19 protein-coding genes are annotated in these 22,224 nt (G+C 26.6%); 13 read left to right on the top strand and 6 right to left on the bottom strand.

The features are described from left to right. The first annotated feature begins 371 nt into the window (after positions 1-371). Positions 372-2,252 carry a molecular chaperone HtpG gene (htpG, locus tag J2Z24_RS17340; protein ID WP_035149386.1) on the top strand — a complete coding sequence of 627 codons (1,881 nt, stop codon included), beginning with the start codon at positions 372-374 and terminating at the stop codon, positions 2,250-2,252. A 182-nt stretch (positions 2,253-2,434) separates the two neighbouring features. On the opposite strand, the gene J2Z24_RS17335 is transcribed toward htpG, so the two are convergent. Next, positions 2,435-3,520, bottom strand: a complete 1,086-nt coding sequence (locus J2Z24_RS17335) for a VanZ family protein (RefSeq protein ID WP_035149389.1) — start codon at positions 3,518-3,520, stop codon at positions 2,435-2,437. Between the two features lie 174 nt (positions 3,521-3,694). Here J2Z24_RS17335 and J2Z24_RS17330 point away from each other — a divergent pair, with 174 nt between their 5' ends. The 3 genes from J2Z24_RS17330 to J2Z24_RS17320 all read left to right on the top strand — a co-directional run bounded on the left by J2Z24_RS17330 (position 3,695) and on the right by J2Z24_RS17320 (position 8,340). Further along, on the top strand, positions 3,695-4,048 hold the full coding sequence (locus J2Z24_RS17330; protein ID WP_035149392.1) for a response regulator: 354 nt from the start codon (positions 3,695-3,697) through the stop codon (positions 4,046-4,048). 170 nt (positions 4,049-4,218) lie between these two features. Continuing rightward, positions 4,219-6,576: a cell wall-binding repeat-containing protein gene (locus J2Z24_RS17325; protein ID WP_051593342.1), complete on the top strand. Its 2,358-nt coding sequence runs from the start codon at positions 4,219-4,221 to the stop codon at positions 6,574-6,576. Between the two features lie 234 nt (positions 6,577-6,810). Beyond that, positions 6,811-8,340 (top strand): N-acetylmuramoyl-L-alanine amidase, encoded by a 1,530-nt coding sequence (locus J2Z24_RS17320; protein ID WP_035149396.1) that lies wholly within the window; start codon positions 6,811-6,813, stop codon positions 8,338-8,340. Between the two features lie 21 nt (positions 8,341-8,361). Here the strand turns inward: J2Z24_RS17320 and J2Z24_RS17315 are convergent, their stop codons facing one another. Further along, the gene (locus J2Z24_RS17315; protein ID WP_035149399.1) at positions 8,362-10,677 is read right to left on the bottom strand and encodes a type IA DNA topoisomerase; all 2,316 of its coding nucleotides are present in this window, start codon (positions 10,675-10,677) and stop codon (positions 8,362-8,364) included. Positions 10,678-10,899: 222 nt separating this feature from the next. On the opposite strand from J2Z24_RS17315, the gene J2Z24_RS17310 reads away from it, so the two are divergent. Then, positions 10,900-11,316: a bis(5'-nucleosyl)-tetraphosphatase gene (locus tag J2Z24_RS17310; protein ID WP_035149402.1), complete on the top strand. Its 417-nt coding sequence runs from the start codon at positions 10,900-10,902 to the stop codon at positions 11,314-11,316. 18 nt (positions 11,317-11,334) lie between these two features. On the opposite strand, the gene J2Z24_RS17305 is transcribed toward J2Z24_RS17310, so the two are convergent. After that, entirely contained in the window at positions 11,335-12,030 is a 696-nt protein-coding gene (locus J2Z24_RS17305) for a cyclic nucleotide-binding domain-containing protein (protein WP_035149405.1), read from the bottom strand. A 130-nt stretch (positions 12,031-12,160) separates the two neighbouring features. Between J2Z24_RS17305 and J2Z24_RS17300 the strand changes: the two genes are divergently transcribed. Together J2Z24_RS17300 and J2Z24_RS17295 are read left to right on the top strand one after the other, a co-directional pair. Beyond that, positions 12,161-12,583, top strand: a complete 423-nt coding sequence (locus J2Z24_RS17300; protein ID WP_035149408.1) for a DMT family transporter — start codon at positions 12,161-12,163, stop codon at positions 12,581-12,583. Between the two features lie 11 nt (positions 12,584-12,594). Further along, a complete protein-coding gene (locus tag J2Z24_RS17295; RefSeq protein ID WP_035149411.1) occupies positions 12,595-13,059 on the top strand; it encodes a DMT family transporter in 465 nt (154 codons plus the stop codon). 49 nt (positions 13,060-13,108) lie between these two features. On the opposite strand, the gene J2Z24_RS17290 is transcribed toward J2Z24_RS17295, so the two are convergent. Continuing rightward, the gene (locus tag J2Z24_RS17290; RefSeq protein WP_035149414.1) at positions 13,109-13,471 is read right to left on the bottom strand and encodes a phage holin family protein; all 363 of its coding nucleotides are present in this window, start codon (positions 13,469-13,471) and stop codon (positions 13,109-13,111) included. Positions 13,472-13,642: 171 nt separating this feature from the next. On the opposite strand from J2Z24_RS17290, the gene J2Z24_RS17285 reads away from it, so the two are divergent. Beyond that, positions 13,643-14,215, top strand: a complete 573-nt coding sequence (locus J2Z24_RS17285; protein ID WP_035149417.1) for a phosphatase PAP2 family protein — start codon at positions 13,643-13,645, stop codon at positions 14,213-14,215. 197 nt (positions 14,216-14,412) lie between these two features. Here J2Z24_RS17285 and J2Z24_RS17280 read toward each other — a convergent pair whose 3' ends face one another. Beyond that, positions 14,413-15,552, bottom strand: coding sequence for a DEAD/DEAH box helicase (locus tag J2Z24_RS17280; RefSeq protein WP_035149419.1), 1,140 nt, complete (start codon positions 15,550-15,552; stop codon positions 14,413-14,415). A gap of 211 nt (positions 15,553-15,763) precedes the next feature. Here J2Z24_RS17280 and J2Z24_RS17275 point away from each other — a divergent pair, with 211 nt between their 5' ends. The 5 genes from J2Z24_RS17275 to J2Z24_RS17255 all read left to right on the top strand — a co-directional run bounded on the left by J2Z24_RS17275 (position 15,764) and on the right by J2Z24_RS17255 (position 20,881). Continuing rightward, positions 15,764-17,461 carry a methyl-accepting chemotaxis protein gene (locus tag J2Z24_RS17275; RefSeq protein WP_051593343.1) on the top strand — a complete coding sequence of 566 codons (1,698 nt, stop codon included), beginning with the start codon at positions 15,764-15,766 and terminating at the stop codon, positions 17,459-17,461. A gap of 191 nt (positions 17,462-17,652) precedes the next feature. Further along, the gene (locus tag J2Z24_RS17270) at positions 17,653-18,450 is read left to right on the top strand and encodes an SDR family NAD(P)-dependent oxidoreductase (RefSeq protein ID WP_035149422.1); all 798 of its coding nucleotides are present in this window, start codon (positions 17,653-17,655) and stop codon (positions 18,448-18,450) included. A 58-nt stretch (positions 18,451-18,508) separates the two neighbouring features. Then, positions 18,509-19,060, top strand: a complete 552-nt coding sequence (locus J2Z24_RS17265; protein ID WP_035149424.1) for a DUF2284 domain-containing protein — start codon at positions 18,509-18,511, stop codon at positions 19,058-19,060. Between the two features lie 207 nt (positions 19,061-19,267). Further along, positions 19,268-20,263 (top strand): AI-2E family transporter, encoded by a 996-nt coding sequence (locus J2Z24_RS17260; protein WP_035149427.1) that lies wholly within the window; start codon positions 19,268-19,270, stop codon positions 20,261-20,263. Between the two features lie 84 nt (positions 20,264-20,347). After that, complete coding sequence (locus tag J2Z24_RS17255; RefSeq protein WP_085059111.1) at positions 20,348-20,881, top strand: MORN repeat-containing protein; 534 nt, start codon at positions 20,348-20,350, stop codon at positions 20,879-20,881. A 41-nt stretch (positions 20,882-20,922) separates the two neighbouring features. Here J2Z24_RS17255 and J2Z24_RS17250 read toward each other — a convergent pair whose 3' ends face one another. Beyond that, positions 20,923-22,209: an alkaline phosphatase family protein gene (locus J2Z24_RS17250; protein ID WP_111947797.1), complete on the bottom strand. Its 1,287-nt coding sequence runs from the start codon at positions 22,207-22,209 to the stop codon at positions 20,923-20,925. Positions 22,210-22,224 lie beyond the last annotated feature (15 nt).

Raw genomic sequence — 22,224 nt, 5'->3', positions numbered from 1 at the left:
AAGGGCATCTTTATATTGTATTTTATTAATATAAAAAAGATGATAAGGCTTATTACTATTTCCAGTAAAAATAAAATTTTAACTGGAATTTTGGTGCGAAATCTCTGAAATTTTATCAGAAATATTGACAAAGGTTCAAAAGTATGGTATATAAAAATTGTTAGCACTTAACTATTGTGAGTGCTAACAATTTGAAAAATAATAAATGAGCAAGCATTTCTTTAGCATAAGGTAAAATGTGATTTAATGCTTTTCTTTCAAGAAAAGCCTTCGTTGTTTGTTATTTATTTTTTATAATTTAAGCTTTTCTCTAGTATAAACAGAGGAAAACATTCTTACCGCACTTTTTAATTTGAAGGGAGAGAGTTATAGTGGAAAAGAAACAGTTTAAGGCAGAGTCCAAAAGATTATTAGATATTATGATTAATTCAATCTATACGCATAAAGAAATTTTTTTAAGGGAACTTATTTCAAATGCTAGTGATGCAATAGATAAAATTTATTATAAGGCATTAACTGATGATTCTTTAAACTTTAAAAAAGATGATTATTATATTAAGTTAACTACTGATAAGGAAAATAGAATATTAAAAATTTCTGATACTGGTATTGGTATGACGAAAGAAGAACTTGATAATAATCTTGGTGTTATAGCACAAAGTGGATCTTTACAATTTAAAAAAGAAAATGAATTAAAAGATGGATATGATATAATTGGTCAATTTGGTGTAGGATTTTATTCTGCATTTTTAGTGGCGGAAGAAGTTACTGTTATAAGTAAAGCTTTTGGTAGCGATGAGGCTTACAAATGGCAATCTAAAGGGATAGATGGATATACTATTGAACCTTGTGATAAAGAATCTAATGGTACAGAAATTATACTTAAGATAAAATCTAATACAGAAGATGAAAATTTTGATGAATATTTAGACGAATATAGATTAAAATCCATAGTTAAGAAGTATTCTGACTTTATTAGATATCCAATAAAAATGGATGTAACTACAAGAAAGCCTAAGGAGAATAGTGAAACAGAATACGAAGAATATATAGAAGAACAGACTATAAATAGTATGGTTCCTATATGGAGAAAGAACAAAAATGAGCTTACTAAAGAAGATTATGAAAACTTTTATTCTGAAAAACATTATGGATTTGATAAACCAGTAAAGTATATTCATACTAGTGTTGATGGGGCGGTAAGCTATAATGCAATTTTATTTATTCCAGAAAAAACACCTTATGATTTTTATACCAAAGAATATGAAAAAGGTTTAGAATTATATTCAAATGGTGTTTTGATTATGAATAAATGTGGAGATTTATTACCTGATTATTTTGGATTCGTTAAAGGTATAGTAGATTCTGAAGACCTTTCTCTTAACATATCTAGAGAAATATTACAACATGATAGACAATTAAAACTTATCGCTAAGAACATAAAAACTAAAATTAAAAATGAACTAGAAAATTTATTAAAAAATGACAGGGATAAATATGAAAAGTTTTATGAATCCTTTGGTAGACAGTTAAAGTATGGTGTTTATAGTGATTTTGGAATAAATAAAGAAGTTTTACAGGACTTGTTGATGTTTTATTCCTCAAAAGAAAAGAAAATGGTAACTTTAAATGAGTATGTTTCAAGAATGCCAGAAGATCAAAAGTATATTTATTATGCTGCAGGAGAATCTAATGAGAGAATTGAGAAATTACCACAGATAGAAATTGTATTAGATAAAGGATATGAAGTATTATATTTTACAGATGATGTAGATGAATTTGCTATAAAAATGATGATAAAATATAAAGAAAAAGAATTTAAATCTATATCAAGTGGTGATTTGGGAATAGATGTAGGAGAAGATGAAAAATCAGCTGAATCAGATGACAAGGAAAATAAAGAATTATTTGAATGCATGAAGAATATTTTATCAGATAAAGTTAAAGACGTTAGGGCATCAAAAAGATTAAAAAATCATCCAGTATGTTTATCAAATGATGGTGAACTTACAATTGAAATGGAAAAAGTATTAAATTCTATGCCTAATAATCAAAATATAAAAGCAGATAAAGTTTTAGAAATAAATATAAATCACTCTGTATTCAAATCATTGAAGGAAGCTTATGAAAAAGATAAAGATAAACTTAAATTATATACAGATTTATTGTATAATCAAGCATTACTCATAGAAGGATTAGAAATAAACGATCCAGTAGAATTTACAAATAATATTTGCAAGATAATGGTATAAAAATAACATTCAATGTAAATATTTAAGAGGTTAATATAAATTGCTTTTAAATTAATTCTAACTATTAGGGTTTCATATAATAATAGAAATGTCTTTATTATTATATGAAATCCTTTTGTTAATAACATATAAATGATGTTAAAGTAAATAAAATAATGAAAAATAAAGTAGTCTTAATATTTTTATTCTATAATACTTACTTTTGTTTTACTTATTTTTTCATAAAATAGTCTGTCCCTTTTTATAAGAGTAAGTACAATATGAATAAAAAGCAAAATGTTAATTATAAATAGAATGAAAATTATAATATAAATTACATAATGATTGTAAGAGTATATTTTATTTAATGTAATTGCTTGTAACATAATTTTATTTATTCCAAACACTCCATAATATAATATAGTATATCTTATGAAAATTTCTTTGAAGGTTAATTTTTTACCAATTCCTGAAACCTTTATTCTTAGTATCCATTTACCCAAGGTTTTTCCATTTATAAGATAAGGAATTAAAATAAAGTAAACAAATAACCAAATTGTTTCAGATAAAATACGATTTTTATTTATAAAAATTCCCATTATGAGCCAATCTATTGAAAAAGCAATAATTCTTCTAAAATAACTTACTCTATATTCTTTTAAATTTATATTTTCATCAAGTTTTGATGCATCTGGAAGAAAAAAAGTGAATAATGGTGCTATTAAATACCCAATATATCCACCAAAAGTATTTAGAATTAAGTCGTCAACATCAAAGATTCTATAAGGAGCGTTATATATACCATATAATCCTGTAAGCTGAGTTAATTCAAAAAACAATGAAAAAAGAAAAGTAATTAGTAAAGTTTGTTTTAATGTTTTTTTAAAATAATATCTTAAATAAATTCCCAGTGGAAGAAGCAAAATTCCATTAAAAGCTGCTTGTAAAAAGGCTCTTTCTTTTAAAATATTTATATATGATAAAGGATCTCTAAAGTTAATTGTTGTTTCTTTTAAAATATCAAATATAAAATTAAAAGGCATTAATTGATAATGTTTTGTATCTGGTTTTTGTATACTAAGGATATCCCTAGTACTAGGCAAAGGTAGTATTACTAAATAATAGGAAGTTATTAAAAATAATAAAAATGAATATAGGATAAAAACTCTAAATTTATTTATATATCCATGTTTTCTATATTGATATATTGCAAATGGAACTATAAATAATAATGCTATAAATGGAAAAGTTATGAATGCATATTTAATAGGTATAAAATAGTTCTCCATTTGTCCTCCTTAAAAGATTAATTTTTAGCTTTACTTTATTTATTATAGGATAATTAATTATATATTTGCAATAATTATGTAATTTTTTTTATTAAAAAGAATGATTTTTTCTTTTAATGTAGAATTATATAATAATTAATGGGTATATAGAGATAAAAGAAAGGGGAAATTTTAATGAGGAAAGTTCTTATTGTTGATGATGCTCAGTTTATGAGGGTATCTTTAAGAAAAATGCTTGAAGAAAATGAATTTGAAGTAGTTGGGGAAGCTTCAAATGGAATAGAAGCAATAGAAAAGTATATGATTTTAAAACCTGAAATTGTAACTATGGACATAACTATGCCGGATATGAATGGTGTTGATGCTCTTAAAGAAATAAAGAAGTATGATTCAAATGCTAAAGTTATTATGATATCTGCTATTGGACAAGAAACATGGGTAAAGAGAGCTATATTGGAAGGAGCGAAAGGTTTTATTATAAAGCCTTTTAAAAAAGAGAATGTTATTAAAACTATAAGTAAATTGTAATATAAATAAAAAATTAAACCTTATGCTAAGTTAACAATAGCATAGGGTTTAATTTTTTAAATCTTACATTTAGTAATTTGTATCCAAAACATATGGATTTTGTTATATAATAATTAGTGGCACAAGTAAGAGTTTTTATAGACAATTAATAATATGGGAGGAAAATCACAATGATAAACTATGGAAAATTTAATAAAAAGATTAGGAGTACTGTAATTATAACAGCATTGCTTGCCAATATGGTTACTCCAATTAGTGTACAAGCATTAGGGGAATTTGATATAAAATCTAGTTTTATATCTAAAGGAATTAATGAACAAAAAACAAATATAGTTCCAGGTATAACACAAAAAGTATATACTTTTAGGGACAAAGATGGTAAAAAGCAACAAATGTTTGTAGTGGAGGTGGATTCAAAAAATCCTAATGCAAGTATTGAAGCTGGAACTCCGCATAACAGAGATGCTTATTCTATGCAAGCTGTGTCTTTACAAGCGAAAGCAGAACAATCCGAAGAAGAACATGTAATAGCAGCTGTTAATGGAGATTTTTACTATATGGTAACTGGAGAACCAATTGGTATAGTTTATAAGGATGGAAGAGCAGTAAAGCCAACCCATGCAGCAGAGTGGAATTTCTTTGGCATTTTAAAGGATGGAACTCCTATAATTGGTGATGGTAAAAAGTATAATGAGGTAAAAGATAATTTGGAAGAGGCATTAGGAGGTAATGCCATACTTGTGAAAGATAGACATGTTTATCAAACACCACCTATAGGGGCATATAGAGAACCAAGAACAGCAGTAGGTATAAAGGCAGATGGAACAGTATTTTTTGTAGCCATTGATGGAAAGCAAGAACCTTACTCCGCAGGAATATCAATTAAAGATTTAGCTTATTTAATGGCAGATATGGGAGCTGTACAAGCTTTAAATCTAGATGGAGGGGGATCAACTACTTTTGTTGCTAAAAAACCTGCCAATGATAACATATCTGTATGGAATAGACCTTCAGATGGAAGAGAAAGAAGTGTTGGCAATTCATGGTTAGCAGTAACAAAGGTGAAATCAAATAAAGGATTTACACAAGCATATATTGAACCTTTTGATAAGAGTTATACTCCAGGATCTTCTATTAATTTTAAAGCAATAGGAATGGATGAAATTGGATTGCCAGCACCACTACCTTATGAGGGAGTAGTTTGGGCAATTTCTGATAAGTCTTTTGGGAGTATTGATAAAAATGGAGTATTCACATCAAATGGAAAAGTTGGACAAGTTGAAATATTAGTATATTATGATGGAAAGATAGTGGGAAGAACATGGGTAGAAATTGTTCAACCAGATGAGATACATAGTAGTATAAATAATATTAAAATTAATAAAAATTCCAATAAAGCTATAAGTATATCTGGTAAATATAAAGAAAGGGATGTTAAATTAAAAGGCAGTGATATTTTATGGCAAGTTCCACAAGAAATTGGAACAGTAGATGAGAATGGTGTTTTACATACTAAAGATAAAGATGCATCTGGAAAAATAATTGCTAAAGTTAAAGGAACAAATCTTAGTATTACTATAGATGTATTAGTAGGAAAAGCTTCTGAAATTAATAAGATTAAAATAGAAAATAAAACTAGATTGTCAGGGGCAAATAGATTTGAAACAGCAGCGTCTATAGCTAAAAAGTTATATAGTGAGGAAACCCTTAATGTAGTTATTGCAAATGCATATAATTATACAGATCAAATATCTGCAAGTATTTTAGGTAACAATTTAAAGGCACCTGTTCTTTTAGTAGGAAATAATCCAGAATATGATAAGGAAGCCTTATCATATATAAAAGAGCACATGATAAAAGAAGGTAAGGTATTTGTAGTTGGAGGTAAAGGCGCAGTAGGGGATACAGTTGTAGACTCTATAAAATCTTTAGGAGTTAAGAATATAGAGAGAATGGAAGGAAAAGATAGATATGACACTAACATTAAAACTAATGCTAAACTAAATTTAGCAAAAGGAACCCCCATAATAATAGCTAGTGGAGAAGGATTTGCTGATGCTTTAAGCGCAGCAAGTATAGCACAAATAAATAAATATCCAATAATACTTACTAGTAAGAATAGTTTATCTAAAGATGCAGAACAATATATAAAAAATGTAAGTCCATCTAAAGTTTATATTATAGGTGGAGAAGGTGTAGTAAGTAAAAATGTTAAAAGTGCTGTAAGTAATATTACTGGATTAAATGATGGCAATATAGTAAGAATTAGCGGAACAGATAGATATAAAACAAATATGAATGTATTAAAAAGTTTTGATATAAAGGGAGATACTATTGCAATAGCTTCAGGAATAAGTTTCCCAGATTCGTTAGTTGGAAGTGTATATGCAGCTAATAGCAACGCACCTATACTATTAGTTAACAATGTGATGAATTTATCTGAGCAAAGTAAATATGTATATTCAAAGGGATACAAAAATTGTATAATATTTGGTGGCAATGGAGTTGTAAGTGATAATTTATTTTAAGAATATATTATAACCTTCAATTTATAAATAATAATTAAAACAATAGAGTGTTGATTTTTATAAATTAATGCTCTATTGTTTTATTATAAGAATTTATTTGAATGTATTGTTTTTAAGATAAATGTTAAGTGAAAACTATAAAGTATATGGCTATAAATTCCAATAATTAACATAAACATATTATTTAAATATATGTTAGAATTATTAGTACAAGATTATAAGGAGTGAACATTGATGACAAGGGGAAAGAAATTAGTACTATTTATTGTATGCTTTTTATCCACAATTTTTACATTTACAACAAAAGTAGCAGCATCACCTGAAATTGAAAGATTTGGTGGAAGCAACAGATATGAAACTTCAATAAGTATATCTCGAAATAATTGGGAGAAGTCAAATTATTTTATTTTAGTTTCAGGAGAAAATTTTCCAGATGCTCTTAGTGCAGCACCATTATCAAAAAAGTATAATGCACCTATTTTACTAACAGAGAATGATAGTATAAATAGCAAGATGATGGATGAGATAAATAGATTAGGATCTAATACTGCATTTATAATAGGAGGTCCTGGTGTAATATCTGAGAAAGTAGAAAAACAATTGATTGATGCAGGGATAGCATGTAATAGAATATATGGAAAAGATAGATATGAAACCAGTATAAAAATAGCAGAAATTATAGGAACAAATAATGGAGCTTTTATTGCATCAGGAGATAACTTCCCAGATGCTGTATCAGCAGCTGCTATAGCTTCTTTAAGAAATATGCCTATACTTCTTACAGCTTCTAAATATCTACCAGAGAAAGTTAAAAATTTTATTTATAATAATAATAGAAATAAATATTATATTGTTGGTGGGCAGGCTTCTGTAAGCGAAAATGTTATAAATGGAATTAATGATTATAAAAGGTTAGGCGGCAGAGATAGATATGAGACTAATTTATCAATTATAAATGAGTTTATAAGTAATATAAATTTTAATAATACATATTTGGCTAATGCTAACTCCTATGCAGATGCATTGTCAGGAGCAGCGTCAGCAGGAAAAACAGGGTCACCTATAGTTTTAGTAAGTAATTCTTTTAATACAAAAGACTCTATAATCAAATCTAATATAGAAAATATATCTACTATAAGTGTATTAGGTGGTACAGGGGTAATATCGAATGTATTAGTTCAGAAAATTATAAATGGAGGAATAATAAGAGTGTGCTTAGATCCAGGACATGGAGGATATGATTCTGGAGCAGTAGGTTCCACAGGAGTTATGGAAAAGAATATAACTTTAGCAATAGCATTAAAAACTGGAAAGATTCTTAAAGAAAAGGGAATAGAAATTGTATATACAAGAACTAGTGATAGTGTATCTTGGCCAGCTAATGTAGCACAGGATCTTCAAAAACGCTGTTATATAGCTAATAATGCTAATGTAGACTATTTTGTATCAATACATACCAATAGTGCTAGTGCATCTTCTGCTAATGGTGCGGAAACTTATTATTATACTTATGAAAGTGGTGCAGGTAAAAGTTTAGCACAATCTATACAACAATCAATTATAAATGCTACAGGTTTAACAAATAGAGGAATAAAAACTGCAAACTTTTATGTTTTAAAAAATACAATTGCTCCAGCTGTTCTTGTGGAAACTGGATTTATAAGTAATGTTAATGAGGAAAAACTCTTAAATAGCAATAGTTTCCAGGACAAAATGGCACAAGCTATAGCAAATGGAATAATGAATTTTATAAATAAATTATAAAAAAAGTGCAATGCACTTTTTTTATTTTGAAACAAAGGAAAATTGAATTCGTTGATTCTTTATTATAAGTTTGGCATTAAATTCTTTTCCAGATTTAGATTTAAAGCCTTCTATAGTATCCGTTTGTCCTTCATTAATTAATTTTTTGATTTGAGGAAGGGGAATTTTTTTGCCACAAATTTGACTCAGGAAGAATTTGCATCCACTTTGCCAATTGTTACAACCATAACCTTTACTGTTTTCTACAATATCCCCTGCTTTACATATAGGGCACATACCGAGAGATTCTCTAGTATATTTTTTATTATTTAAATTATTATTCTTTTTAGATGTTTTAGAACTTTTAATTACATTTTTATTTTTATCTTTAACCTTTTTAAAAGAGTTATTTATATTTTCAAAGTTGGAAATTTTTATAACTTTTTTGACATTGCTTTCAGTATAGTTTTCCAATTTTTTCATAAATATATCTGGAGATATTTCTTTAGAATAAACCATATTTAACCCTTTTTCCCAACTAGCAGTAAGGGTAGGATTAAGTAATGTAGGTATAGAATTTTTTATAACTTCATATATCATCTCGCCCTTTTGAGTTGGAGTTATAACCTGGGTTTTTTTATCTAAACTAATGTATTCTATCTTTTCTAGTTTTTTTAATATTTCAGCCCTAGTAGCTGATGTACCAATACCAGCCCCTTTTATTTGTTCCCTCAGTTCTTCATCTTCAATAAGTTTACCTGCATTTTCCATAGCTATAATTATAGAACCTGAAGTATATCTTTTAGGTGGGGAGGTTTCACCTTCCTTTATTTCCATATCTACAACGTCTATTATTTGGCCTTTTTTTAGATTATTTAAAAATTTTAAGTTTTTATCTTCTGTATTTTTTTTATAGTCTTTTAATACTTTAAGATAACCTTCTTCAACACAGACTTTATTTGTAGTGAAAAAGTTTTCGCCACCTACTTGTGAAGTAATAGATATTTTATTGTATTTAGCTGCTGGATAAAATATAGATAAAAATCTTCTTAAAACTAAGATATACACTTTTTGTTCTAAATCTGAGAGACTGTCATAGTTTTGAAGTCCTTCTCCAGTAGGAATAATAGCATAATGGTCTGTTATTTTACTGTCATTTACATATTTAGTTTTCTCTAAATTTAAGTACCATTTGTTGTTTAATATAGTTTGGCATATATCTTTTATTTCTTCATCATTGTAATTTATAAGTTTATTTATATTTTTATGTATTTCTTTGGCTACAGCTTTTGATAAAACTCTAGCATCTGTTCTTGGATAAGTTAATAATTTTTTCTCGTATAGAGATTGAATCTTATTTAAAGTTTCTTCTGGACTTATTTTAAATTTTTTAGAACATTCATTTTGGAGTTCAGCTAGATTAAATAGTAAAGGAGCATTTTTATTTTCTACAGTCTTTTTTATATTTTTAATAATTGGGTCTTCTTCAAAAATTTTTTCGCCTATGATTTCTACGAATTTTTCAGCATCTTCTCTTTTTTTAAATCCTCCCTCATTATATAGTAGAGGAGAAGAAGCATATTTAGAACCTTCTACAGCCTTCCACTCTCCATCATAAATCATTTCTTCTTCAAATTCACCGTGAGAATTTCCATCAAAGCTTCCTATTATTTTATAAAAAGGAGTTTTTACAAAATTTCTAAATTCTCTTTCTCTATCTACAATCATACCTAAAACACAGCTCATAACTCTTCCTACTGCAATTACAACTCTATCATCGCAAATAGCATTTGCCACAGATTTGCTATATTTAAGAGTTAAAAGTCTAGAAAAATTAATTCCTAAAAGATAATCTTCTTTTGCCCTTAAATATGCTGAATCTGATAAAGAATCATATTCAGAAAGGTCCCTTGCTTCTTTTATACCTCTTTTTATCTCATCTTCTGTTTGAGAGTCAATCCAAACTCTTTTTTTCTCTTTTTTCTCTACTCCCACCATTTTATCTACAAGTCTATAGATATATTCTCCTTCTCTTCCTGAGTCTGTGCACACATATATTTTACTTATATCTGTTCTTTTAAGTAAAGTTTTTACTATATTAAACTGTTTTGAAACTGAAGGAATAACTTCATACTTATATTCTTTAGGTAAGAAAGGTAAAGTGTCTAAAGACCATTTTTTAAGAGTTGGATCATAGGCTTCTGGATAACTCATTGTTACCATGTGACCTACACACCAAGTAAATATAGCAGTATCTGATTCTATATATCCATCCTTTTTTATTCCTTTTATTTTTAAAAGTTTAACATATTCCATAGCCACAGAGGGCTTTTCTGTAATAAATAAAGCTTTATCCATTTAAAAACCTCGCAGTACTTTAATAATTTACATTAATTCTTTAAGATTTCACATATATTATGATACCATAAAATAATAAAACTTTTTAATTAATATAAAAGATAAAACTCTTATACCCATCTTAGGAGGAAATAATATTTTTATTTACATGGAAGATTAAGTAAGGTAGAATATATCTATTCAAAATATATATAATATAATGCATAAAAGGAGAATTTTACAATGAATTATGAAAAGTCTTGTGGAGCTGTAATTTATAGAAAAGTGAATAAAAAGATTGAGTTTCTAATAGTTAAAAGTAGAAATAGAGGTCATTGGGGTTTTGCAAAGGGACATGTTGAAGAAGGCGAAAATGAAAAAGAAACAGCCAAAAGAGAAGTGTTTGAAGAAACAGGGCTTAATATAGAAATATGTGATAATTTTAGAATGAATATAAATTACTCTCCTTTTGAAAATATAGAAAAAGAAATAATATTTTTTTTAGCAAAAATAAAAAATGGAGAAATACATTTACAAGAAGAGGAAATAGCAGAGTATAAGTGGACAGGTTATGAATTAGCAAGAGCCTTGCTAGATGATATTTATATACAAGTTTTAGAAAAAGCTAATAGTTTTATAGGCACACCTACAAAATTTTAAAAGAACTTCATTAAAAAGTTATTCATATATATCTCCAGCTAGTTGTTCTAATTGATTAATATCTAGTATTATTATTGAATTTTTATATTTCTTTATAATATTTTGTTTACAAAATTTATCTATGGTTCTTAGTAAATGTCTATAACTAGTTCCAAGTAAATCTGCCATTTCAGTTAATTTATATGTTGAAATTCCATTTATATCTAAACTTTTATCTTTGGGTGAGGAAATAGCTAAAAGATAGCTAGCTAATCTATTTTCTAAAGGATAAAGAAGATTAATAGAACTAGATTTTGAGTTTTTTTCCAATTTATCGCCTAAGCTATTTATTATATAAGTTAGAAAATTAGTATCTTCTAAGGCTAGTGTTCTTAAACATTCCATTGATATGCCAATGCACAGAGTCTTTTCAACTACTTGAATATTTGAGCTAGTATAATTGTCATTAACGAATTCAACATCACCAATTAAACTTAAAGGTTTATAGAATCTTAATAAAAGGGATTTTCCGTTTTTTAGCAAAAGATATACATTAGCTTTTCCATGAACTAAAAAATAAAAGTAACTTAATTTTTCTTTATATTTACAAATATGTTCGTTTTTATTAAAAGAATGTAATTCCATATATTTAGTTAAGTCATTAAGAAAAATGTTATTCATATTATATTTATTTATATAATACCTAAGTTTATTTTCATCATATATTCTTTGCAAGAATTATCACCTCATAGTTTATTATAAACATATAATTAAAATTATGACATATGTCATATTAAATAAATATAATTAGTGATAATATTTTTAATGAAATGAATTTAGAATAAATAATGAGGAGAATAGATAAATGTATAAGTGCAGTGCAGTAGTTATTGGTGTGTTAATTGCCATAATGGTAACAGTGAACGGTGCTTTATCAAAAGGAGTGGGCGATTATAGTTCTGTATTAATAATTCATTTAGTAGGACTTATTTCTATAAGTACAGTATTAGTTTTAAGGAAGGGAAAATTAAAGTTTAAAGAAAAGCTACCAATGTATTTTTTTAGTGGTGGAGCTATTGGAATTTTTATAGTACTTTTTAATAATATAGCTTTTAATAAACTAGGAGCTTCTCTTACTCTATCTTTAGGATTACTCGGACAGCTTATTATTTCAGGTATAATAGATCACTTTGGATTATTGGGTATGAGAGTTAATAAATTTAAAAGTAAAAAAATAACGGGTTTTTTACTAGTGTTTATAGGGATAATTGTAATGATTGTATATTAAAGGAGGAAGTTATGCTATATATTATTATTGCATTTGTAACTGGTGGTATGGTTATTTTATCTATGGTAATAAATTCACATTTAGCAAAAAGAATAGGAGTGTTTCAAGGAACATTAATTAATTATGTTGTAGGATTACTAGGAATTATAATAGTGATTTTTACCAAACAAAAAGGGATAAATCTGACGCTAAAAGAATTATATAATATGCCTTCTTGGGTTTATCTAGGAGGAGTAATTGGTGTAGGAGTAGTGGCAGCGTCTAATATAGTAATACCTAAAATTCCAACTATATATTCAACTTTACTTATTTTTATAGGGCAAATTGTTACAGGAATAATTATAGATTATTTTACTTCTAATGTAGTATCTACAGGTAAAATTTTAGGAAGCTTTTTTATATTAGCAGGATTATTATATAATTTTTATATTGATAAGCAAGAACTTAGTGTGAAAGAAACTTTAGAATGGCAATAATAAATTTAAAAATGAGATTTACTTTTAAAAGTAAATCTCATTTGGCAACTTACATAACCCTTCCAGGCAATATGGCATCTATTATTCCAATGACTAATGCAGCTAATATAGCACCTATTATTGATACTTGCATATTAGGAACTAGAAATTGAGTTAAATATATTATTATGGCTGCTATTACAAATCCTTTAAATCCTTTTCCAAAAGGAGAAGCATCCATTCCCATAAGACTCTCAACTAAAATATCTATTACAGTTATAACAACTGCAGCAAGTAACATCGACCAAAGCCCTACTATACTAAAGCCAGGAGTTAAAAAGGATGTTATTCCTAATACAATGGCAGTTAGTATAAGTCTTACTATATAATTCAATACATTTGAACCTTGCCTTTCAGTATTTTTATTATCCATAATTGGAATCCTCCTTTATAATAAAAAATTGATATATATATATATTGTGCTCGTAAAATTGAAAAATATTTAAAAAGTTGTTAATGTAATTTTAATATTTTAAAGTTATAATGGATATGATAAATATTGGGAAAAATAGCAAATATAAAATTTAGAAGGGATTACTGAAACATGAATATGAAATTATTTTACATAATAAACGATTTAGCAGATAAAAATATTTTTTTAGATAGCTTCATGATAATGTTATCTAAATATGTACCTATTGTATTTATGAGTGTACTTGTTTTAATATTTATTTTAGGAATAGTTAAAAATAAGGGTGAATATAGGAAAGTTGCTTTTAATACCTTTATATTTACCATATTTAATCTTATATTAAGTTTTATTATTGGAAGCATATATTTTGAAAATAGACCATTTGTTCAAAGTAAGGTAAATTTACTTTATCCACATGCTGAAAATGCTTCTTTTCCTAGTGATCATGTTACTGGAACAATGAGTATTGCTTTAGGGATGAAAGCTTATAATAACATACTTAGCAAAATATTAACTATGTTATCAATTCTAGTGGGAATTTCTAGGGTGTATGTAGGGCATCATTATCCTATGGATGTAATAGGAGCTTATGTTATGGTGGTTATTACAGGGTATTTATATAATTTATTTCTAAAAAATAAAATTGATATGATTTATGATAGAGTAGAAAAAACACTAATTATAAAATTAGGTTTTAGTAGCTAGAAATAATATAAAAAAGTGAGATGTACCTTTTTTAGAGGACAGAGCAAAGATTATAGAGTACAGATAAGGAAGATTTTCTTCTGTTATTACTACAGAAAAGCTTTAATTTAAAATTTTTCGTAATGTTAATGGAGAAAAATTCTCATCATCTGTACTCTGTGCTCTGTAATCTGAAAAGTTGCTTTACAATCTTTTCATTATAGGTTATGAATAATTCCGTTATATATAAGTTTTTCTTCTATTTTTATATTTAGTTCTTTTTCATATTTTTTTATTAAAGAAAGTTCTTTTTTAGTAACTATAGAAACGGCTGTACCAGATTTACCGGCTCTTCCAGTTCTACCTACTCTATGTAAATATTCTTTTGGATCTTCAGGTAAGTCTAAATTTATTATATGGGTTACTCCTTTTATATCTAATCCTCTAGCAGCTATATCTGAGGCTATCAATAGTTTGATTTTTCCATTTCTAAATCCTTCTATGGCTTTTTTACGGTCTTCTTTTGAGGCATTGCCATATATTGCATAAGCTTTAATATGATGATATTGAAGTTTAGCTGTAGTAATTTCTATTTCATCCTTTTTATTTAAAAATACAATAGCTCTTTCAAGTTTTAAAGCTGCAAACAATTTCCTTAGAGTTTCAATTTTATCTCTTTGTTCACAAATAAAGTATATATGATTAATATTTGGATTTAACATATCATTATCTTCAATTTGCAATATTTTCGCATTTTTCATAAAATCTTTTGCTATATTTATTGTTTTTTCATTAATAGTAGCAGAGAAAATCATTAATTGTCTTTCTCTTAGAGTAGTTTTTATAACATTTTTTACGTTTGTTATATTATTCATATCTAAAAGTCTGTCACCTTCATCTATAACAATAGTTTTAATTGTATGAGCACTTATTTTTTTTAGTTTAATAAGTTCAAATATTCTTCCTGTAGAACCTACAATTATATGAGGTTTTTCTTTAAGTTTTTCAATTTGCCTTTTTATATTAACTTCACCGATTATAGGACAAGATGTTACAGGCACTCCAGAATTTTTTGATAATAGTTTAATTTCATTATGTATTTGCATGACTAATTCATGAGTTGGAGCTAGTATAATGGCTTGCATTTCTTTTTTATCAGTATTTATTTTTTGAAATAAAGGTAGTAAATAAGCTAGAGTTTTTCCGCTTCCTGTTTCTGATTTTCCTATTATGTCTTTATTTTCTAATGCTAATGGTATTGCCCTTATTTGAATAGGTGTGGGCTTTTCTATACCTTCTTTTTTTAATCCTTCAATTAACTGCAAATTCAATCCTAATTTATCAAATAAATTCTCCATATCTATCTCCTTTATAATTCTCAAATATTTTTTATATATTTTATTAAAAACTTATATAATTCTATACTTAGCATATGTTTTTGTCAATTATTTTATTAATGTATTAATTTAGGGAAAAATATAGAAATTAATGAAAAAATGTATAAATATATAGAAAAATCAGAAAAAATCATATATACTATATATAAATAAGTATAAAGGAAGTGAGATTATGTATATATCTAAATTATTAAAGCTTATTAGTAGAGTTTTTATGTTGTTAATTGTCATACTTATAGGAATTATTTATTATTTAAATGTAAGTTATAATGAACAAAGTGAAACAGTAAACTTGCAAATAGAGTTAAAGCAATTAGGAAATGATTTAGCAGCAGCTTCCGATTATTTAACTGATCAAGCTAGACGATATGTTCAATTTGGAGAGGAAGAATATTTTACAAATTATTGGAAAGAGGTTAAGGAAACAAAAACCCGTGACAAAGTAATAGAGAGATTAAAAGAATTAAATACACCAAAAGAAGAATTAGATTTATTAGAAATGGCTAAAAAGAATTCAGATAATTTGGTCAAATTGGAGGAGGAAGCATTTAAAGCAGCTCAAAATAAGCAGTTTGATAAAGCGAGAAAGCTTATGTTTGGAAAAGAATATAATGAATATAAAGAAGAAATAAAAAAGCCTATATCACAATTTCAAGAAAAAATGAATAATAGAGCAAAAAATCAGACAGAAATAATTAGAAGCAAAGTACAACTAATATTAATACTAATTAATATTTTAATAATAATCATAGGTGTAACTATAATTTTAGCTTTTATAATACTTAACAAAAAGATATCCAAGCCTATTAACAAAATTAAAGAAGAATTAAATAACTTAGCTGAACAAGGAGGAGATTTAACTCAAAAGATAAATATAAACTCTAAAGACGAAATAGGAGAACTTTCTAATATCATCAATAGCTTTTTAGAGACTTTAAGAAGAATGCTATTAGCAGTAAAAGATAACTCTTTAAATATAGAAGATAATTCTTTGAATTTAAATTTTATATCTCAGAATATGTTAGCTTCTTCTCGAAATGTAGCTTTAGCTATAAATGATGTAGCAAGTGGAACAGGAGATCAAGCACAAGATTTAGTAAATATAACATCTGTTTTAAATGATTTTGCACAAGAACTTAATATAATGATAAATTCAATTGAAAATATAAATGTTACTTCAGGAGAAATAGAAAGTACAGCTGATGAGAGTAAATCAAACATGAATACTTTAATCAATTCTGTAGAAAAAGTAGATAACAGTTTTAAAACTTTTTCAGAGAAAGTAAAAGTGTTAGGAAATAGTATCAATAAAGTAAATGAAATAACAACCATAATTAATAGCATTTCTGAACAAACTAATTTATTAGCTTTAAATGCAGCTATAGAAGCAGCAAGGGTGGGGGAAAGTGGAAAAGGATTTGCAGTAGTAGCGGATGAGATTAGAAAGTTGGCTGGACAAAGTAGAGAGTCGGCAGAAAGTATATCAAATGTAATTAAAAATGTTTATAATGAAACTAATTTAATTGTTAAATCTTCAGAAGAAATAGATAGAGAAATTGGAGAACAGGTTAATATTATAAATAGCTCTATGAGCTCTTTTCAAAATATTCTAAATTCTATTAATTCTATTATACCTAAAATTCAAGATTTAAATAATGGATCTAATCATTTAAATAAAGAGAAAGAAAATATTCTATGCAAAATAGAAAATTCTTCATCTATTGCAGAGGAGGTATCTGCTTCTGCAGAGGAAATATCTGCGTCAATTGAAGAAATGAATTCACAAGCTAGCAATGTTGCACAAGCATCTGAAGAACTTAAAAATATAACTAATAACATGATAGAAAACATAAATAAGTTTAAATTATAATTTTATATATAGTATATTATAGCTGTAATACTATAAAGTATTACAGCTAATATTTATCTTAATTTAAAATATAAATTTCTAATTACAATATGTGTAAGAAAAATATGAATTCTTGTATTATAATAGAATTGAAGTATAAGAGAAAATATATAGTTGGTACTAGTAATAATATAGGAATATGGATGTGAGAATTGTTGAGTAATAAAGGGAAAAATGTATTGATAACAGGAGCATCATCAGGAATAGGGTATGAACTAGCCAAAGTATTTGCTAAAAGTGGTTATAACCTTATACTTGTAGCTAGAAGATTAGATAGATTACAACAGTTGGCTGAAAATTTATTAAAAGATTATAATGTAATGATAAAAGTAATAGGAATAGATTTGATAAAATCCAATTCAGTGGAGGAAGTGCTTGAACAAATTAAAAATTGGAATTTGAGTATAGATATACTTGTCAATAATGCAGGCGTTGGAATTTGTGGCTTTTTTAATGAAACAGATTTAAAAAAGGATGTTGACACAATACAGCTTAATATAATTGCATTAACTAAGCTTACAAAACTTGTAGTAAAAGAAATGGTAGAGAGAAGAAGTGGTAAAATATTAAATGTAGCTTCTACTGGTGCGTATCAACCAGGGCCTTTAATTTCAGTGTATTATGCAACAAAAGCTTATGTAGTTTCTTTTTCTGAAGCAATTTATAACGAATTTAAACCATATAATATAACTGTCACAGTACTTTGCCCAGGGACTACAAGTACAGAGTTTTCACAAAATGCAGGTAAAGGAGACTTAAAGAATGCTATGAGTGCTAAAAAAGTTGCAGAAATAGCTTATAAAGGTCTTATGAAGGATAAAAGAATTGTTATACCAGGAAGTTTAAATAAATTTTTAGTATTTATGTCTAAAATAATACCAAGAAATTTATTAGCAATTATAGTAAGAAAAATTCAATACAAAGCTATGAAAGAAATGAAAAAGAATTAGTTTATATATATTTATTGAGTAATAAGTATATAGATATTTTAGAGGGGATGAATATAAAGTGAGTGATGTAAAGTTTAAAAATATTGTTAGTGATATTTTAAATGAAGGAGCGGCTTATGCAAAATATTTTAAGCCAAAGGAACTAAAGTTTTCAGATAAAATAAGAGGGTATTGTGAAGAAAATCTATGTGGACATTATGGAACCAACTGGATGTGCCCACCAGCAGTAGGGCCTATAGAGGAACTAAAAGAGAAAATAATGAAATTTAGAAATGGTGTTGTATTTCAAACTATAACAGAAGTAAGAGATATGAGAGACAAAGAAGGATTAGCTAAAGCAAGAGATTTACATAATGATTTTTTAAGAAAAATATCTAAATTTCTTAGTGAAAAATATGAAGAGATTGATATTTTTCCAATGGGTGCAGGGCATTGTGAAATTTGCGAGAGATGTGCATATTTAGATAGGGAGAAATGTAGACATCCAGAAATTATATTACCTTCAGCAGAAGCCTATGGTATTGACTTAGGAGATTTGCTAAAGTGTTGTGGATTGAAATTTAATTATTCAGAACACTCTGTTGCATATGTTTCATTAATATTATGGTAATAAAAAAATAACAACATTTGTAAGTAATTTCAGGAAGATACAAATGTATCTTCCTATTAATTTTTAGCAATTTATCTTTTAAAAATAAAGTAAAAAAATCTTGTTTTATCTGTGTATTTAGTATAAATTATTAGTAAAGCTTATGTTTAATGAAAATTCATAATTTATAGTATTTTAAGCTCTAGTAGAGGAAAGAAGGCTAGTAATATGTTTAAGCAGTTTTTGGAGAAAAAGTCAACGAAAAGGATTATGTATTTTATTATTTTATTAGTATTGTTATATTTTTTAAGGTCTATGTTTAATCTATTTTTATTAACATTTTTAATTGCATATTTTGTGGATACAATACAAACATTTATTTTAAATAAAATAAATGAATTTATTCCAGTGAAGCCTAAGTTAATTACAGTTATAATATATTTATTAATAGCTATTTTATTAACCTTCGCTATTGTAAAATATATACCTATTGCTGTGAATCAAAGTATAGCTCTTATTCAACAAGCATCTAATATTAATTTTGAAGAATATAAGTTTATTAATCCAATATTGGAGCAAATAGATATTGAAAAGTATACACAAATTGCAGCTAATAATTTAGTTATATGGGCTACTCATGTTGGAAGATGGGTATTTAATATATTTATGGCCTTAATTTTAAGTTTATTTTTTGTTCTTCAAAAAGAGCATGCTATAAATTTTGTAAGAAAGTTTAAGTATAGTAAAATAGCTTCTTTTTATGAATATATATCTTATTTTGGTAAAAGTTTTTTAAACTCCTTTGGAAAGGTTATACAAGCGCAAATAATTATAGCAATTGTAAATACGGGTATTTCTATTGTAGGACTTTCTATTATAGGATTTAAGAACTTAATTGCTTTAGGGTTTATGATATTTATATTAAGTTTAATTCCAGTGGCAGGAGTAATAATATCCCTTATACCTCTTTGTTTAATGGCTTTTGAAATGGGAGGAATAATTAGAGTTGCCTATGTGATTATTATGATAGGTATAATTCATGCTTTTGAAAGCTATGTGTTAAATCCTAAACTTATGGCAAATAAAACAAATCTTCCCGTATTTTTTACATTTGTAATACTTATTGTATCAGAGCATTTTATGGGAACTTGGGGATTGTTATTAGGTATACCAATAGTTATATTTATATTAGACATGATTGGAGTAGACCTAACAGAAGAGTAATATTTATGTTTACTTTATTATTAAAGTAATAGTAATATATATATGTATATATAGTAAAAAAATTTAATTTAAGGAGCAATATTTATGAAAGACAATAAAAATTTAAAAGAAGAATTAAATAAGGTAAAAGGATGTAATTGCTGTCATGGGGAAGATAACTGCAATAATCATAATGAAGAGCATCATAGCCATGAAGAACATACTCCACATGTGCATGGTGGAAAATATATTGGAGAAAAAAAAGATGGCAAAGCCCATGGAGAAGGTACATATTTATATAATGATGGAAGTAAGTATGTAGGTCAATGGAAAGAAGACATGATGCATGGAGAAGGAATACATACTTGGATATCAGGGGAAAAATATATTGGTTTATGGGAAAATGACCTAAAGCATGGATATGGAATATATACATGGCCAGATGAAGAAAGTTATATTGGTGAATGGAAAAATGATGTAAAAGATGGTTGGGGAATATATGTATGGGAAAATGGAGATAAATATATAGGTCAATGGAAAGATGACTTAAGAAATGGAGAAGGAACGCTGATTTATTCAGATGGAGAAGTATATACAGGTAAATGGCAGAATGATGAACCAATAGAAAGTAATAATTAATAATAAAGAAGCATTTACAGTTGAAATGTAAATGCTTTTATTTATTTTTTAATAAAAATCTCATTTATAGCATTACCATCTACTTTACCTAAGTCTACTCCTATTATATTGGCTATAGTTGGTCCTTCATCTACTAAATGCATGCTTTTTATTTGAAAGTTTTTCTTTATTTTAGGACCAGAAACAAAGAATAAAGTATTATAATCTTTTATTTTAGGACAATATCCATGAGTAGCTTTGTGAAATTTATCATCAATTTTTTCTATAGCATTGCCATATATAGAATTTACGAAATAATAACCTTTTTTTGCTTCTAACATTAGGAAACAGTTTTCATCTGCTCCACAATTTATAGCTTCTTTTTTAGTTAATATTTTAGCTATGCAATTATTATTTTTAATAGAGAAATTTTTAAGTTCATGAATAACTTTTTCACCTAATTTTATATTTTTACTATCTTTTAGGTATATATAAGCAGAACCATCACAATAATTCATAAATACAGACCAATCTTTAATTTTACCTTTGTTATCCAGTGATATTAGTCCCTTTTGTATAAATAATTTATTTAATTTTATTACATAATCTGCATCTAAAAAGCTATGATCACCTAAGACTATTATAGTACTTTTATTTAAAATTTTATTTTCATTTAACAAAGAAATTATTTGTCCAAGTCGAAGGTCATGTCTTTTTAAAGCTTCTTTTACTCTATTATCATTGCATCCATAATGATGTTTAAAGTAATCTACATCAGTCAAATGTATTAGAATTAAATTAGGTTTTTTATATTTTATTAAATATAAGGCGGATTCTGTAACAAAGTTATCTAAATGAGGTTGTAATAGTCCCTTTCTTAAATGCTTAAATTTATTATTAACAATTAATTGAAACAGTTTGCTTCCACTACAAAAGGAAGTTAGTATTTGATTTTCCCAAGGTCTATTTGGAAATATTTCAGGCATATTGTAATCTATATTTGCTTTTGCAGTAACAGGCCATAGAAGAGCAGCAGTTTTTAATCCTTTTTCTTTGGCTAAATCATAAAGTGTTGAACCTTTTATATATTTTCTATACCAAAACCAATCTGGACATTCTTTTTCTGGTTGTAATAAAACATTGTTTATAATTCCGTGATTTTTAGGATATTTTCCTGTAACTATAGTAGTATGAGCAGGATATGTTAAAGATGGGTAAATTGTTTCCACATTAGAACAATAAGCTCCATTCTGAATTAAATATTTAAAATTTGGCATTTCTTTAAGTGTTTCAAAGTCTTTTTTGTCTATAGCATCAAAAGAAATTATAATTGTATATTTTTTATCCATAAGTTTTACCTCCAA

The sequence above is a fragment of the Clostridium tetanomorphum genome (genome assembly GCF_017873215.1).
Taxonomy (GTDB): domain Bacteria; phylum Bacillota; class Clostridia; order Clostridiales; family Clostridiaceae; genus Clostridium_AO; species Clostridium_AO tetanomorphum.
Note: the sequence above shows the minus strand (reverse complement) of the source record. Positions and strands in the feature narration are given on the sequence as shown.

Bases quoted from the DNA above. Each gene is read 5' to 3' on its own strand.
- J2Z24_RS17335 (WP_035149389.1), bottom strand. From the start codon at position 3,520: ATGGAGAACTATTTTATACCTATTAAATATGCATTCATAACTTTTCCA.
- J2Z24_RS17330 (WP_035149392.1), top strand. From the start codon at position 3,695: ATGAGGAAAGTTCTTATTGTTGATGATGCTCAGTTTATGAGGGTATCT.
- J2Z24_RS17325 (WP_051593342.1), top strand. From the start codon at position 4,219: ATGATAAACTATGGAAAATTTAATAAAAAGATTAGGAGTACTGTAATT.
- J2Z24_RS17320 (WP_035149396.1), top strand. From the start codon at position 6,811: ATGACAAGGGGAAAGAAATTAGTACTATTTATTGTATGCTTTTTATCC.
- J2Z24_RS17315 (WP_035149399.1), bottom strand. From the start codon at position 10,677: ATGGATAAAGCTTTATTTATTACAGAAAAGCCCTCTGTGGCTATGGAA.
- J2Z24_RS17310 (WP_035149402.1), top strand. From the start codon at position 10,900: ATGAATTATGAAAAGTCTTGTGGAGCTGTAATTTATAGAAAAGTGAAT.
- J2Z24_RS17300 (WP_035149408.1), top strand. From the start codon at position 12,161: ATGTATAAGTGCAGTGCAGTAGTTATTGGTGTGTTAATTGCCATAATG.
- J2Z24_RS17295 (WP_035149411.1), top strand. From the start codon at position 12,595: ATGCTATATATTATTATTGCATTTGTAACTGGTGGTATGGTTATTTTA.
- J2Z24_RS17290 (WP_035149414.1), bottom strand. From the start codon at position 13,471: ATGGATAATAAAAATACTGAAAGGCAAGGTTCAAATGTATTGAATTAT.
- J2Z24_RS17285 (WP_035149417.1), top strand. From the start codon at position 13,643: ATGAATATGAAATTATTTTACATAATAAACGATTTAGCAGATAAAAAT.
- J2Z24_RS17280 (WP_035149419.1), bottom strand. From the start codon at position 15,552: ATGGAGAATTTATTTGATAAATTAGGATTGAATTTGCAGTTAATTGAA.
- J2Z24_RS17275 (WP_051593343.1), top strand. From the start codon at position 15,764: ATGTATATATCTAAATTATTAAAGCTTATTAGTAGAGTTTTTATGTTG.
- J2Z24_RS17260 (WP_035149427.1), top strand. From the start codon at position 19,268: ATGTTTAAGCAGTTTTTGGAGAAAAAGTCAACGAAAAGGATTATGTAT.
- J2Z24_RS17255 (WP_085059111.1), top strand. From the start codon at position 20,348: ATGAAAGACAATAAAAATTTAAAAGAAGAATTAAATAAGGTAAAAGGA.
- J2Z24_RS17250 (WP_111947797.1), bottom strand. From the start codon at position 22,209: ATGGATAAAAAATATACAATTATAATTTCTTTTGATGCTATAGACAAA.